A 14,246-nucleotide genomic window follows, 5' to 3' on the forward strand; every position below is an offset into this window, starting at 1 on the left:
GCCTGTCCGGGGTGTCGAACACGGACCGGCCGACGGGACGAAAGGGGCGGGCGGTGGCCTCCGGACCCTTGACGGACACAAGTGTCACCCCGTCAGAATCTGTTTGTTCACGATCAGTTGTGAGTAGTTCTGGGCCCTGATGAGGGAGAGCCGCACCATGACGGTCACTCGCAGATCGGTTCTGGCAGCCGCCACGGCGGCCCCGACGGCCGGCGCCCTGCTGGGCGCCCCGGGCGCCTGGGCGGCCCCGGAGGCAGGTACGTCCCCGCGGGTCACCGGCCGCCGCACGGTCGCCCTGCGGGACGGCTGGCGGTTCGCGCTGGTCAACCCGGGCGGGATCACCGACCCGACCGGCGCCTACGCGGCCGCCGCCGACCCCGGGTACGACGACTCGGCCTGGCGGCAGGTCGCCGTACCGCACGACTGGAGCATCGAACAGACCCCCACCACCGAGAACGGCACCACCAGCGGCACCGGCTTCTTCCCGGGCGGTCTCGGCTGGTACCGGCTCGCCTTCACCCTGCCGCCCGGCTGCGCCGGCCAGCGGATCTCGGTGGAGTTCGACGGCGTCTACATGGACTCGTACGTCTACTGCAACGGCACCGAGGTCGGCCGCCATCCCTACGGCTACACCGGCTTCGCCTTCGACCTCACCGACCTGCTGCACACCGACGGCGCCACCGCGAACGTCCTCGCGGTCAAGGTGCAGAACCGGCTGCCCAGCAGCCGCTGGTACTCGGGCAGCGGCGTCTACCGCGAGGCCCGGCTGGTGGTGACCGACCCCGTGCACGTGGCGCGTTGGGGGACGTACGTCACCACGCCGGACGTCACCGAGGAACGGGCCGTGGTCCGGGTGCGCACGGCCGTCGTCGACGAGTCCGGCGCGGGCGCGGACGTGACGGTCCTGTCCCGCATCGCCGACCCCGACGGCCGCACGGTCGCCCGTACCTCCTCCACGGTCACCGTCACCGGCTCCGCCGGGACCACCGCGACCCAGGAACTGACCGTCGGGAAGCCGAGGTTGTGGGACACGGACGCTCCGCACCGCTACACCCTGCACACCGAACTCAGGGTCGGCGGCACCACCACCGACACCCTCCGCACGGTCTTCGGCATCCGCACCTACCGCTTCGACCCCGACGAGGGCTTCTCCCTCAACGGCGTGCCCACCAAGATCAGGGGCGTCGACCTCCACCACGACCAGGGCGCCCTCGGCGCGGCGATCAGCGCCGACGCGGTGCGCAGACAGATGACCCTCATGAAGTCGATGGGCGTCAACGCCTTCCGCACCTCGCACAACCCGCCCTCACCGCAGATGATCGAGGTCTGCGAGGAACTCGGCATCGTGATGATGGTGGAGGCCTTCGACTGCTGGAAGACCGGCAAGACCAGGTACGACTACGGCCGCTTCTTCGACGAGTGGTGCGAGAGCGACGCCACCGAGATGGTCCTCGCCGCCCGCAACTCGCCCGCCGTCGTCCTGTGGTCGATCGGCAACGAGATCCCCGACTCCACCTCCACGGCCGGCCTCGCCATGGCCGACCGGATCATCGCCGCCATCAGGGCCGCCGACGACACCCGCCCCCTGGTCATCGGCTCCGACAAGTACCGCAGCGTGCCGAAGGCGGGCTCCGCCGCCGACCTGATGCTCGCCAAGCTCGACGGACTCGGCCTCAACTACAACACCGCCAGGTCCGTGGACGCGCTGCACGCGGCCTACCCGCACCTGTTCCTCTTCGAGTCCGAGTCCTCCTCGGAGACCTCGACCCGCGGCACCTACCAGGAGCCGGAGCACCTCAACACCGGGGAGAACCACACCCCCGGCCGCCGGGCCACCTCGTCCTACGACAACAACCTGTCCTCCTGGACGATGAGCGGCGAGTACGGCCACAAGAAGGACCGGGACCGGAAGTGGTTCGCGGGCCAGTTCCTGTGGTCGGGCATCGACTACATCGGCGAGCCGACGCCGTACGACGTGTTCCCGGTGAAGGCGTCCTTCTTCGGCGCGGTCGACACGGCCGGGTTCCCGAAGGACATGTACCACCTCTTCCGCAGCCAGTGGGTGAGCGAGCCGATGGTGCACCTGCTGCCGATGAGCTGGAACCACGAGGAGGGCCAGACGGTCGAGGTGTGGGCGTACGCCAACGTGCCCGCGGTCGAGCTGTTCCTGAACGGAGAGTCCCTGGGGGTGCGGGAGTTCGACACCAAGACCACGACCGACGGCCGCACCTACCTGGAGACCACCGAGGCCACCGGCGACGACAAGACCTTCACCTCCGGCCCCTACCCCGGCAGTTACACCAGCCCCAACGGCAGCGCGGGCAAACTGCATCTGACCTGGAAAGTGCCCTACCGGGCGGGTGAGTTGAAGGCGGTGGCCCGGCGCGCGGGCCGGGTGGTCGCGACCGACGTCCTGCGCACCGCCGCCGCCCCGCACGCCGTACGCCTCACCGCCGACCGCAAGTTCCTCGCCGCGGACGGGCGTTCACTGGTCTTCGTCACCGCGGAGATCGTCGACGCGCACGGCGTGGTGGTGCCCGACGCCGAGCACCTGATCTCCTTCGCCGTGGCCGGCGGCTCGCTCGCCGGGCTCGACAACGGCCGTGAGGAGAGCGCGGAGCGCTACCAGGCGAGCACCCGGACCGCCTTTCACGGCAAGGCACTCGCCATCGTCCGCTCCGGTACGGAGCCGGGCGCCCTCACGGTGAGCGCCCGGGTGGACGGGCTGCGCGAGGCCACCGTCACCGTGCACACCACCCCCGCCCGCTCGGCGGCGAGCACCCCCGCCCCCGACTTCGGCCCGGACCACCCCTCCCCGCCGGACTACCCGCACGCGGACGCCGGTTACTCCGGCCGCCCGGACACCCTCCCGGCCGCCATGCTCGACGGAGACCCGGCCACCGGCTGGTCCAACGCCTTCGCCAAGTCGGCCACCGCCCTGCTGCCCGCGTTCGCCGGCGCCCGGACCGCGGACTGGGTGTCGGTCGACCACGGGCGCGCCCGCACCTTCGACCGGGTGGAGGTCTCCTTCACCGTGGACGCGACCCACGCCCTCCCCACGTCGGTCGACGTGGCCGTCTGGGACGGCACGGCGTACCGGGCGGTGCGGGACACGGTGGTCGACTGGGCCACCGCCTCGGACACGCCGACCGTCATCACCTTCACCCCGGCCCGCGGCTCCCGGATCCGGCTGACCCTGACCGGCGCCCACCCGGGGGAGACCACGGGCGCGGTACGGATCAGCCGCCTCGACACGTGAGGCTCGGGCGAAGCCTCGGTCCGTCCCTGTCGGGTACCTGGGCAAGATGGTCTTGACCTGCGGGTATTTACGGTGGAGTACCCGCGCGGTACGGTGAAGGGCATGCCAGCTCTCAACGTGGAGTTCAGCGACCGCGAACTTGAGGACCTGAGGCAGATAGCCAAGGAACGCGGTACGTCCATGAAGGCCCTCGTCCGTGACGCGGCGGCCGCCGACATCGCGCGGCACCGGGCCCTGCAGGAAGGGGCGGAGGAATTCCGCCGTTTCTTCGCGGCCCATGCCGCCGAGTTCGCCGCCGCGTTCCCCGACGACGAGCCGCCCGCGAAGGGCGAGGCCGCCTGAGCCATGCCGCCGGTCATCCATATCGACGTGCCCTGGCTGCTCCAGCGCCATGAGGAAGTCCTGCCGGAGCAGCCCACCATCAACGACTTCTCCGCGCTGGTCGCCGCGGTCGCCCGACACCGGGTCGATCCGCCCCGGCTCGGCGTGGACTCCGACCCGGCCTGGCGGGCCGCCGCCCTGCTGCACACCCTCGCCCTGCTCAAGCCGCTGCCCTCGGCCAACGCCCGGTTCGCCTGCGCGACCGCCGTGTCCTACATGTACGTCAGCGGCGTCGGCATGGACCCGCCCTACGGCGCCCTCGTCGACCTCGCCCGCGACCTGATGAGCGGCAAGGCCGACGTCTACGCCGCGGCGGACCGGCTCCGTTCCTGGCAGCTCTGACACCTGCCCGGACGTGCAGGTGAGAGGGCTGCCCCGGCTCCTCGGGGCCGCCGGCCGAGGGCGGGAGGAACGGGGCCGGCGGCCTGTTTCGCGTGGAAGAGCCGCCGTTCCGCGCGGGGCCTCTTGAGGAGGGCCGGTCATCAGTGGACCACCCGTGCGGACGGGCCGGGACCGTGCGCGCGGGGCCGCCGCGTGCGCACGGTTCACACGGGGCGCGTGGAAAGGTGAATGGGGCCATGCAGGGGCAATAGCCACCAGCGCCTTTCTGACTTTCTGTCAATGCTGTCGATGTTGTACGGGTGCCTTGTTGCTTGTGTGAGACTTGTGCGAGGGTGAATGCCCGCGCGGGGGGAATGGCCGGGTCCAATTCGACAGTTGAGGAACGCGACCGTCACCGCGTCGGCGAATTCCCGCTCCCGCAGGCGCACCGAAGAGGTACGCACCACCGCACCAAAGGAATCCGCTCCGTGCCGACCCCCCACCCGCCTCGCCCTCCGTTTCCGCCTCCGGGCGGTGGTGCCGGGGAGTCCGACGAGTCCCTCGCCGCCCCGCTGCGAGCCGGATCCGACATCGAGGCCTCACGCTCCGCCGCGCTGCTCATGGCCCGGCACTGGCGGCCCGTTCAGGAATACGCGGTCATCTGCCTGGCCGCCTCCGGGCCGGTCGCGCACATGGTCGCGGCCGCCGCCTTCCACCAGGTCCTCGACCGGGTGGCCCTCGGCGAGACGGCCGACGCGATCCGGCCGCGCCTGCTGGTCTCCGTCCGCGACACGGTCGCCAACTGGTCCGCGGAGGACCGAATAGCGGAGGTTCTCCCCGACCTCGGGAAACCGGCCGGCGGCCGCGGTATGCGCGCCACGAAGTCCCTGACACCGGAAAACCGCACCCTCGCGGAGCGTTCATTCCTGGGCCTTCCGGCGCTCGCCCAGAGCCTGCTCTGGCATGCCGAGGTGGAGGCGGAACCGATAACCGTACCGGCCGGTCTGTTGGGCATGGACACGGCAACTGCATCGGCGGCTCTCGAGGACGCCCGGGAGAAATTCCGCGAGGGCTGTGTCCGCGCGCACCGGGATCTCGCGCCGTCCCAGGAGTGCCGCTACTACAACCGGCTGCTCGACGTGCCGATCCGCCGCGGCGGCGCCCTGCTGCCGGACGTCCAGGAGCACCTGGCGGAGTGCCCGTACTGCCGGGCCGCCGCCGAACAACTCGGCCATGTCGAGGGCGGACTGGGGGTGCTGCTGGTCGAGGCGGTGCTCGGCTGGGGAGCCCGGCGCTACCTCGACACGCGCCCGGGGCGCAAGGGCACCGTGGAGGTCCCCCTCACCCGCGCCGCCGCCCGGCGCGCCGGAGGAGGCGGGCGCCGGCGCGCGGCCGCCCGGACCCGGATCCTCGCCCGCATCCCCGTGCCGGTGCGCCGCCCGCCCGGCTCCTGGTCGTCGAAGACGCTGCTCACCAGCGTCGGCGTGGCCGGTGCGGGACTGCTCGCCTCCGTCCTCGCCGTCAGCACGCTGTCCGGCGGCGGTGACGGCAGCGACGCCGTCGCCACCGCGGGCCTGGTCCCCGGCGACACCGAGCCCGACGCGACGCCCACCTCCGGCACGCCCACCTCCGGCACCGCCAAGCTGCCGGCCGCCGACCACACGACCCGGCTGCGCAACGCCGCCGCGCAGCTCTGCCTGGACATCAACGGCGAGCCCAAGGCCGGGGCGACCGTCGTGCTCGCGGCGTGCTCCTCGGCCTCGACCCAGCAGTGGACGTACGAGAGCGACGGCGAGTTGCGCAGCGCGGCCGGCACGGATCTGTGCCTGGACTCGCACGCGGACGCCGGTGTGGTCATCGTCGGCATCTGCGCCGACGAAGGCGCCGAGCGCGGCGAGGACGTGCGCTACGACCTCACCGTCCAGGGCGAGCTGCTGCCCCGCTGGGACGAGACCCTCGCGCTCGCCACGGGGGGTGTCGACCCCGGCTCCGACATCGTGGTCAAGGTCCGCGACCACACCAGCGGCCAGCACTGGCTGACCGACAACCCGACGCCGTCCCAGAGCCGTGGCTCGCTCTCCATCGCCGGGACCGGGGGGCCGTCGGCGCAGCCGGCGGAACTGGCCGGCAACTAGGCGCTCCGCTGGGAGAGCCGAATCGGGTCGTCTGGCGTCCGTCGTCTGCGGCGCCGTCGTGGCTGGTCGCGCAGTTCCCCGCGCCCCTGACGGGCCGCTGCCGTACGGGGCGCCTGCTTACGAGGCGCTGTCGTCTGCGTCCGGGCCCTGGGCCCGGACTCGTTCCACGTGTTCCAGGGAGTCGCGGAGTTCGGTCAGCCAGTCGTCGGTGTGCCGCTGGACCAGCCGCACGCACCAGGCCAGCGCCTCGCTGCGGCTGCGCGCCACCCCGCCGGCGATCAGCGTGTCCAGTACCTGGCGCTCGGGCTGGCGCAGCCGGGTCATCACCGGCGCGGCCACATGCGTGAACAGCGCCCGCTGCCCTGCGCACTCCACGCCCCAGGAGACCTTGTGCCGGAACCGGTGCTCGGCCTCGCGGGCCACCGCCATCCGGGTCTCCCGGGTGCGCTCCCGGAACTCCTGGATCCGGCCCTGCACGGCCGCCTCCCGCTCGGCGTCCGACGCGTCGTCCGCCAGCTTGGGTCCGGGGATGCGCCCGATGACGGTGACCTCCTCGCGGTCCGCCGTCACCTCGACCAGTTCCTCGAAGAGATCGTCGGGCAGGCGGCCGGCGAACCAGCCGCGGAGCTTGTCTCGTTGCTCTTGCGTAATCATGTAATGACGATTACTCCGTTGCAGCGCGAAGGCAAGGGCTTGCGGGGAAGTCCGCCGACAGCGGAAGCGGAATGTTTCAGGACGATTAACGAGGCGGTGAGATCCGGCCATCCGGCCGCTTCGGACGATCAAGAACCGCCCCGTTGAGCGGTCGACGCGTTCGAACTCCGTGACTTCACGCCACTGATTCAATACGCAAGGTTACTGAAACCTGTGGGTTCGATGTGTGTTTCGGCGCCGGACTCGGCAGAGTGGCGCCCGCCGCCCCGGCACCCACCGGGCCGAGGGCGGCACCCGTCGAATCGAGCGGAAGGATGCACACAATGCGAACCACCGCGCGCTGGGCAGCGACCCTCGGCCTTACGGCCGCCGCCGTCTGCGGACCCCTGACGGGGGCCGCCGTCGCCGCCCCGAGCTCGCTCTACGCCCCCTCGGCCCTGGTGCTCACCACCGGCCACGGCACGGCGGCGGCCACCGCCACACCCGAGCGCGCCGTCACCCTGAACTGCGCCCCGAGCGCCTCCGGCACCCACCCGGCCGCCGCCGAGGCCTGCGCCGAACTGCGCGGCGCCGGCGGCGACTTCGACGCCCTCGCGCCCAGAAGCGACGTGTGGTGTACCAAGCTCTACGATCCCGTCGTGGTCACGGTCGAGGGCGTCTGGCAGGGCAAGCGCGTCTCCTATGAGCACACCTTCGGCAACCAGTGCATGAGGGACGCCTACGGGACGAGCGTCTTCGCCTTCTGAGCCCGGGATCGCACGGTCCTCGTGACTGCCGGACAGGTCCGCAACTGGGGAGTGCGGCCCCTGGAACGGGGAACCTGCGATCTCGCACCGGGGGTCGGACGGGTGGTGTGGGGCTGCCCGTCCGACCCCCGGCATCACCGCCGCTCTCCGGCATTCCCGTCCCGGGGAAGGCCGGGGAGCGGCGGAAAACGCCCCATCAGCCCCGAGGCCCGTAACAGCCGCGGAATCCGGGGCCCCTCGCACACCAGCCGCAGTCGACCGCCCCGCTCCCTGGCGCGCGCCTCGGCCCGGCACAGCACCCGCAGCCCCGAACAGTCGAGAAAGTCCAGCCGCCGCAGATCGACGAGCACATCGGGCTCGGCTCCGGCGGTCACCGCCAGCAGATGCTCGGCGAACAGCTCCTCGGTGGCGATGTCGACCTCGCCGAAGACCTCGACGACGAGGTACGTCCCGCTGCGGCGGGTGCGCGCACAGGAGTTGGCGGCGGGCAGCCCGGGGTCCACGGCTTCCGACGTCATCTCAGCGCTCCACCTCGCCGGGGCGGATAGGGGCCCGGTTGTTACCCGCTGGGAGCGCGCGCCATCCCTGATACGGCCGGCGCAAGATCAGGTCCACTCAACCGGGTGAACTTCTCTGGAATGGCTTGACTTGGCGCGCCCCGATAGGGGCGCTGGGGGTACCCCCGGCCGAAGGCTGGGGGAGGAACTGCGCGACCAGCCACAGGGCACCCGCAGACGACAATGGCGAGGGGCCACCGTCTCCCTGCTGACGGCGACCCCTCGGTCCCTGCGGCTCGGCTCTGCGGCAGTTACATGTGAACGACCGGCGCCGCGTTCGCGTCCTGCTGCGGCACCCCCTTGCGGAACAGCAGGAAGGCGATGACCGCGCCGGCCGCGAACATCCCGGCCGACCACCAGAACGCGGTCGTGTAGCTCTCGATCGTCGCCTGCGCCTGCACCAGCTTGCTGGTCGCGTCCTTCCCGGCCAGGTAGTCCGTCGCCGCGCTCGCCGCGAGCGTGTTGAGCAGCGCCGTACCGATCGAACCGCCCACCTGCTGCATGGCGTTGACCGTCGCCGACGCGACACCGGCCTCGTCGGCCGTCACCCCGCCCGTGCCCAGCTGCATGGCGGCCGGCATGACCAGGCCGAGGCCGAGGCCGGTGATGATCAGCTGCGGCAGCACCGCGCTGAGGTAGCTGGAGCCGACGCCGATATCGGTCAGCCAGGCCATGCCGGCCGCGGAGACCGCGAAGCCCAGCGGGATGACCACCTTCGGTCCGAGCCGTGGCACCAGGACCTGGGTACCGATCTGTGCCGTCACCATCAGCCCGCCGATCATCGGCAGGAACGCCACACCGGTCTTCGTCGGGCTGAAGCCGAGGTTCAGCTGCAGGTAGTAGGTGAGGAAGAGGAACACGCCGAACATGCCGCCGGCGGAGATCAGTACGGCGAGGAACGAGGCCGCGCGGTTGCGGTCCATCAGGATGCCCAGCGGCAGCAGCGGGTACTTGGCCTTGGTCTGCCACCAGGCGAAGGCCGCCAGGAGTGCGACGCCGGCGATCAGGAAGCCCCAGGTCAGCGGCGAACCCCAGTCGTGCGTCTCGGCGTTGGAGAAGCCGTAGACCAGCGAGAAGAGACCGGCGGCGACCAGGACCGTGCCCGGCACGTCCAGCTTGGCGTTCCCGGCGTCGCGGTGGTTGTGCAGCAGCGCCATACCGCCCGCGAAGGCGACGACGGCGATCGCGACGTTCACGTACAGGGTCGAGCGCCAGTCGAACGTGTCGGTGAGAACACCGCCGAGCAGCAGGCCCACCGCACCGCCGGCACCGGCGATGGCGCCGTAGACACTGAACGCCCGGGCCCGCTCACGGGCGTCGGTGAACGTGGTGTTGAGCAGTGAGAGCGCGGTCGGGGCGAGCAGCGCACCGAAGGCACCCTGCAGGGCGCGCGCCGTGACCAGCATCCCGAAGCCGTTCGCGGCACCGCCCAGCGCCGACACGGCGGCGAAGCCGACGACTCCTATGAGGAAGGCCGTCTTACGGCCGAACAGGTCGGCGATCCGCCCGCCGAGCAGCAGCAAGGACGCGAAGCTGAGGGCGTACGCGGTGACGATCCACTGCCGGTTGCCGTCGGAGAACCCGAGGTCGGCCTGGGCGGACGGGAGGGCGATGTTCACGATGGTGGCGTCGAGCACCACCATCAGCTGGGCGACGGCGATGACCGCGAGGATCCACCACCGCTTCGAGGAGGCGGCGGCCGGAGGTGCCTCCGCGGCACCGACGCGGGCGTCGTCGGTCAGAGTCTTCTCAGACATGGGGGAACCACTCCAGGGAAGTCGTTCGGGATTTGCGGAGCCGCGAACGAAACGGTTTCGTACACATCGAGACTAGAGCACTTTCAGCGAAACGGCAACGTTTCGCTGGGGACGGAGACCGATCATGACCGACCGCATGCTCGCGGTGACCGGCGCGGACCTCCACTACGAGGTGCGGGGTGCCGGTCCGGCCCTCCTGATGATCAGCGGCGCGGGCGGCGACGCGGGCTACTACTCGGCGGTCGCCGAGGACCTCGCGGACGCCTTCACCGTGATCACCTACGACCGGCGCGGCAACTCGCGCAGTACGGGCCGGAACGGTACCCCGACGACCCTCGACGAACAGGCGGCGGACGCCCGCGCGGTCGTCGAGGGCCTTGCGGGCGGCCGGGCGCTGGTGTTCGGCAGCAGTGCGGGCGCGATCATCGGCCTCACCCTGGCCGCCCGGCATCCGGAGGTGGTGTCGGGGCTCATCGCCCATGAACCCCCGGCCGTGAACGTCCTGCCCGAGGGCGACCGGGCTCGCGACTTCTTCCCGGAGCTGGCCGCGGCCTACGCCGAAGGCGGCGCACCGGCGGCCGGCCGCCGCTTCGCCGAGGGGGGCGCGGGGCTGTGTGGATATGCGGCTCCGCCGCGTGGGCGCGACCGGCCCCCGGTGGCCTCAGGTGTTCGTGGCGGCCGTCGGCCCCTCATCTATTCCTTGACTGGAATATAACCGCGCAGGCATATTATTCTTATGCCCGCCGACACCCTCTGGGCCGCCCTCGCCGACCCCCACCGCCGCGCCATAGTCGGCCTCCTCCTCACCCGCCCCCGGCCCGTCGGCGAGATCGTGGACGCCTGCGGCCTCAGCCAGCCGAGCACCTCCAAACACCTCAAGGTTCTGCGCGAGGCGGGCCTGGTCCGGGTACGGCAGGACGCGCAGCGCCGCGTCTACGCCCTCGACCCGGCCCCCATCGCCGAGCTGGACGCCTGGCTGGCCCCCTACCGCCGGCTGTGGACCAGCAGCCTGGACGCGCTCGGACGCCGCCTCGACGAGACGGCGGACGACCCGGAAGAAACCTCCCCGAAGGCGAAGGACTGATCCCCATGTCCGCCGAACTCACCGGCACCTACGTCACCCTCGACGACGGCCGCCCCGCCGTCCGCTTCAGCCGCGTCTACGGCCATCCGATCGACCGGGTCTGGCACTTCGTCACCGACCCCGACGAACTCGCCGAGTGGTTCCCCTCCCGCGCCGAGATCGACCTGCGCCCCGGCGGCGGCATCATGTTCACCGGCGACCCGAACATGCCCGAGTCGACCGGCACGGTCCTGGCCGTCGATCCGCCCCGGCACCTGTCCTTCGACTGGGGCGGCGACGAACTCCGCTTCGACCTCGCACCGGAGGGCGAAGAGCACACCCGCTTCACCCTCACCCACGTCCTGGGCGAGGAGAACACCGCCGCCCGCAACAGCGCCGGCTGGGAGGTCTGCCTCTCCGCCCTCGACGCCAAGGCCCGCGGCGAGCGTCTCCAGGGCCCGCATGCCGGCGTCACCGCGCCCTGGAAGGAGTACTACCAGGGCTACCTGGACGCCGGCCTGCCTTCCGGCGCCCCGATTCCCGGCGCCTGACCCGTCACGCCAGCTGGCGTCGCACCAGCTCGTGCAGCCGCCCGCCGGTGTCGGCGAGCAGCTGGGCCGGCGGGCCCTGCTGGGCGACCTTGCCGTCCTCCATCACGATCACCCGGTCGGCGTCCATGACCGTCGACAGCCGGTGGGCGATCACGATCCGGGTGGCGTTCAGCTTGCGCGTGCTCTCGATGACCGTGCGCTGGGTGTCGTTGTCCAGGGCGCTCGTCGCTTCGTCGAAGAAGAGGATGCGGGGGCGCCGGATCAGCGCCTGGGCGATCATCAGCCGCTGCCGCTGGCCGCCCGAGATCGCGCCGCTCCCGGCGACGATCGTGTGCAGTCCCATCGGCATCCGCTTGATGTCCTCGGCCAGGCCCGCCATCTCGGCGGCCGCCATCGCCTCCTCCGGCGTGTACGGCTCGGTGCCGCAGATGACGTCCAGGATGGAGCCGGTGAACGGCTGGGCGTGCTGGAGCACCACCCCGCACTGGCGGCGGACCGCCGACTGGTCGAGGGCGCCCAGGTCCTGGCCGTCGTAGAGCACGCTTCCCGAGACCGGCCTGTCGAAGCCGATCAGCAGGCGCAGCAGCGTCGACTTGCCGCAGCCGCTGGGGCCGACGACCGCCACGAACTCGCCGGGGCGGATGTCGAAGGAGACGTCGTCCAGGACCAGGGGACCGTCGTCCGTGTACCGGAAGGAGAGGCGCCGGGCCTCGACGGCGCCGGACAGCGGGCCGGGGCGGGTGCTGGCGGTGCGGACCTCGGGGGCGGCCTCCAGGACCGGCTTGATCTCCTCGAACAGGGGGAGCGCCGCCACCGCCGACACGAAGGATCCGGTCAGCTGGGTGACCGAGGTGAGCAGCATCGTCACCGACGTGTTGAAGGTGAGGAAGGCCGCCGCGTCCATGGCGCCCCGCGCCGGGCCGGCGAGGAGCATGAACATCAGGAGAGTGCAGACCGGGAGGTAGACCGAACCCAGCACGCTGGTGAGGTTCTTGATCCGGCCCACCTTCTGTTGGAGCTCCCGGCTGCGCGCGAACTCGCCCGCCCAGGCCGCGTACGCGTAGTTCTCGGCCGCCGCCACCCGCAGCTTGGGCAGGCCCCGCAGGGTCTGGAAGGCCTGGTTGTTCAGCTTGTTGCCGAGCACCACGAGCTTGCGCTGCCAGCGCACCTGCCACAGCCCGAGCCCCAGGAACAGGGCGGCGATGACGACCAGCATGCCCAGGGCCGCGAGCGCCATCGGCACGCTGTACCAGAACAGCAGGCCCAGGTTCATCGCCCCGACGGTCACCGACTGGGCGACCACCGGGCCGACCCCCGCCAGCAGCCGGCGGATCGCGCTGACGCCCATCGCCGCGCTGGCCAGCTCTCCGGTCGAGCGCTGGGTGAAGAACTTCGTCGGCAGCCTCAGCAGCCGGTCCCAGACGGCCGGTTGCAGGGTCGCCTCGATCCGGCCCTCCAGGCGGAGGATCGTGAGGTTCTCCAGGAGGGTGAACGCGGCCGACACCACCGCGCTGATCATCACCGCCAGGCAGACCTGCACGATCAGGTCCGTCTGGGCCTTCGGCACGTAGTCGCCCAGCACCTTGCCGGTCGCGATCGGCACCAGCGAGCCGATCGCCACGGTCACCAGCCCGGCCAGCAGCAGACCGCCGAGGTCGCCGCGGGTGCCGCGCATGCTGAACCGGAGCAGGCCGAGCGGGCTGAGCGCCTTGTCGGGCAGTGGCCGGTAGAACATCACCGCGCGCGGCTCGAACTCCGCCGCGTTCGCCTTCTCGATCGGTGTCTCCCGGCCGGTCGCCGGGTGGACGGCCACATAGCCGCCGCGCCGCCACAGCAGCGCGACGGGAGCGCCGGACAGGGCGCGGTGCCCGACCAGCGGGCCGACGTCGTCGTGCCACCAGCGGCCGTCGAGGCGTACCGCCCGGGTCCGCACCCGGGAGGCGAGGGCCACCCGTTCGACCGGGTCGATGCGGTCGCTCTCGGTGCCGCTCTGCGCGGGCTCCGCGAGGGTGATGCCCGCGGCCTCGGCGACCAGTCTGCAGGCCGCGTAGGAGGCGTCGGCGTCGGCGGCCGTGGTGCGTTTGGCCCCCTTGCCGATCGAGGCGAGGAGGGTCCGGTCGGCCTGCGCGCGGACCGCCTCACCGGCCTTGATACCGGCCGCCGTACGGGACTCGTGGGTGCGCTCCAGCTGCTCGATCCACCGGTCCAGGGTGGTCAGCAGCCGGTACTGCTGGTCGACCATGCTCTGCCACAGCGCCGGGTCCATCAGCAGGTCGGCGGCGGCCTCCGCGCCGTACAGCGAGCCGTACTGCACACTGCCCGGCGGCACCTGCATCCAGAAGACGTCGTCGTCGGTCGGGGCCGCGGCCCGCTCACTGGCGGTCATCGGGGCCTGGAAGAGGATGGACAGGCCGCGGCCGACGCCGAGGGCGAGGGCGTACTCCAGGGGGCTGGTGGCCGGCGGGACGTACTGGGGGTTGCCGTACGCGTCGTAGGACCAGGTCTGGGTGGGGGAGGGCTGGTGGAGCTCGCGCAGGCCGATGCGGTGCACCACGCAGTCCCGCAACGGGCGTGCCACCAGGGTGTGCTGGGGCCCCGCGACCGGGCCGAGCAGGAGCGAGCCCGCCTCCAGACGGCCCAGGTGGTGCCAGTGGCCCTGCTGCTCGGCGTCCACCGCGAACAGGTCCAGGGCGCCGGACGCCACCAGCCACAGCGTCTGCGGGCCTTCGAGGTCGAGGCGGTTGAAGCCGGCGCAGTCGATCCGGGCGCCCAGCGAGCCGAACGCGCCGAGTACGAGGTCGCCTTGGTCCACGGTCGTCATC

The 14,246-nt window shown here is 71.8% G+C and carries 12 protein-coding genes; 8 read left to right on the top strand and 4 right to left on the bottom strand.

The genetic code is table 11. The features are described 5' to 3' along the window. Positions 1 to 157: 157 nt before the first annotated feature. From ACFWPQ_RS25870 to ACFWPQ_RS25885, 4 genes are all read left to right on the top strand, one after another. Complete coding sequence (locus ACFWPQ_RS25870; RefSeq protein WP_384039224.1) at positions 158 to 3,259, top strand: glycoside hydrolase family 2 TIM barrel-domain containing protein; 3,102 nt, start codon at positions 158 to 160, stop codon at positions 3,257 to 3,259. 102 nt (positions 3,260 to 3,361) lie between these two features. Then, the gene (locus ACFWPQ_RS25875) at positions 3,362 to 3,601 is read left to right on the top strand and encodes a hypothetical protein (protein WP_089103774.1); all 240 of its coding nucleotides are present in this window, start codon (positions 3,362 to 3,364) and stop codon (positions 3,599 to 3,601) included. 3 nt (positions 3,602 to 3,604) lie between these two features. Further along, positions 3,605 to 3,982 (top strand): toxin Doc, encoded by a 378-nt coding sequence (locus tag ACFWPQ_RS25880; RefSeq protein WP_384039227.1) that lies wholly within the window; start codon positions 3,605 to 3,607, stop codon positions 3,980 to 3,982. Between the two features lie 467 nt (positions 3,983 to 4,449). After that, positions 4,450 to 6,096, top strand: a complete 1,647-nt coding sequence (locus ACFWPQ_RS25885) for an RICIN domain-containing protein (protein WP_384039230.1) — start codon at positions 4,450 to 4,452, stop codon at positions 6,094 to 6,096. 117 nt (positions 6,097 to 6,213) lie between these two features. Here ACFWPQ_RS25885 and ACFWPQ_RS25890 read toward each other — a convergent pair whose 3' ends face one another. Continuing rightward, a complete protein-coding gene (locus tag ACFWPQ_RS25890; protein ID WP_384039233.1) occupies positions 6,214 to 6,750 on the bottom strand; it encodes a hypothetical protein in 537 nt (178 codons plus the stop codon). A 323-nt stretch (positions 6,751 to 7,073) separates the two neighbouring features. Between ACFWPQ_RS25890 and ACFWPQ_RS25895 the strand changes: the two genes are divergently transcribed. Further along, entirely contained in the window at positions 7,074 to 7,496 is a 423-nt protein-coding gene (locus tag ACFWPQ_RS25895) for a subtilase-type protease inhibitor (RefSeq protein ID WP_384039235.1), read from the top strand. Positions 7,497 to 7,630: 134 nt separating this feature from the next. On the opposite strand, the gene ACFWPQ_RS25900 is transcribed toward ACFWPQ_RS25895, so the two are convergent. Both ACFWPQ_RS25900 and ACFWPQ_RS25905 read right to left on the bottom strand, forming a co-directional pair. Continuing rightward, the gene (locus ACFWPQ_RS25900) at positions 7,631 to 8,014 is read right to left on the bottom strand and encodes an STAS domain-containing protein (RefSeq protein WP_384039237.1); all 384 of its coding nucleotides are present in this window, start codon (positions 8,012 to 8,014) and stop codon (positions 7,631 to 7,633) included. 290 nt (positions 8,015 to 8,304) lie between these two features. Next, on the bottom strand, positions 8,305 to 9,810 hold the full coding sequence (locus ACFWPQ_RS25905) for an MFS transporter (RefSeq protein WP_384039240.1): 1,506 nt from the start codon (positions 9,808 to 9,810) through the stop codon (positions 8,305 to 8,307). Positions 9,811 to 9,934: 124 nt separating this feature from the next. On the opposite strand from ACFWPQ_RS25905, the gene ACFWPQ_RS25910 reads away from it, so the two are divergent. From ACFWPQ_RS25910 to ACFWPQ_RS25920, 3 genes are read left to right on the top strand one after another with little or no spacing between them, the layout of a single operon-like run. After that, positions 9,935 to 10,525 (top strand): alpha/beta fold hydrolase, encoded by a 591-nt coding sequence (locus ACFWPQ_RS25910; protein ID WP_384039243.1) that lies wholly within the window; start codon positions 9,935 to 9,937, stop codon positions 10,523 to 10,525. Positions 10,526 to 10,546: 21 nt separating this feature from the next. Next, positions 10,547 to 10,894, top strand: a complete 348-nt coding sequence (locus ACFWPQ_RS25915; protein WP_384039246.1) for an ArsR/SmtB family transcription factor — start codon at positions 10,547 to 10,549, stop codon at positions 10,892 to 10,894. A gap of 5 nt (positions 10,895 to 10,899) precedes the next feature. Continuing rightward, positions 10,900 to 11,424 (top strand): SRPBCC family protein, encoded by a 525-nt coding sequence (locus ACFWPQ_RS25920; protein ID WP_384039249.1) that lies wholly within the window; start codon positions 10,900 to 10,902, stop codon positions 11,422 to 11,424. Positions 11,425 to 11,428: 4 nt separating this feature from the next. Here the strand turns inward: ACFWPQ_RS25920 and ACFWPQ_RS25925 are convergent, their stop codons facing one another. Continuing rightward, the gene (locus tag ACFWPQ_RS25925) at positions 11,429 to 14,245 is read right to left on the bottom strand and encodes an NHLP bacteriocin export ABC transporter permease/ATPase subunit (RefSeq protein ID WP_384039252.1); all 2,817 of its coding nucleotides are present in this window, start codon (positions 14,243 to 14,245) and stop codon (positions 11,429 to 11,431) included. Position 14,246: the final 1 nt, after the last annotated feature.

Origin of the sequence: Streptomyces sp. NPDC058464 (genome assembly GCF_042721035.1) — a bacterium.
GTDB lineage: Bacteria > Actinomycetota > Actinomycetes > Streptomycetales > Streptomycetaceae > Streptomyces.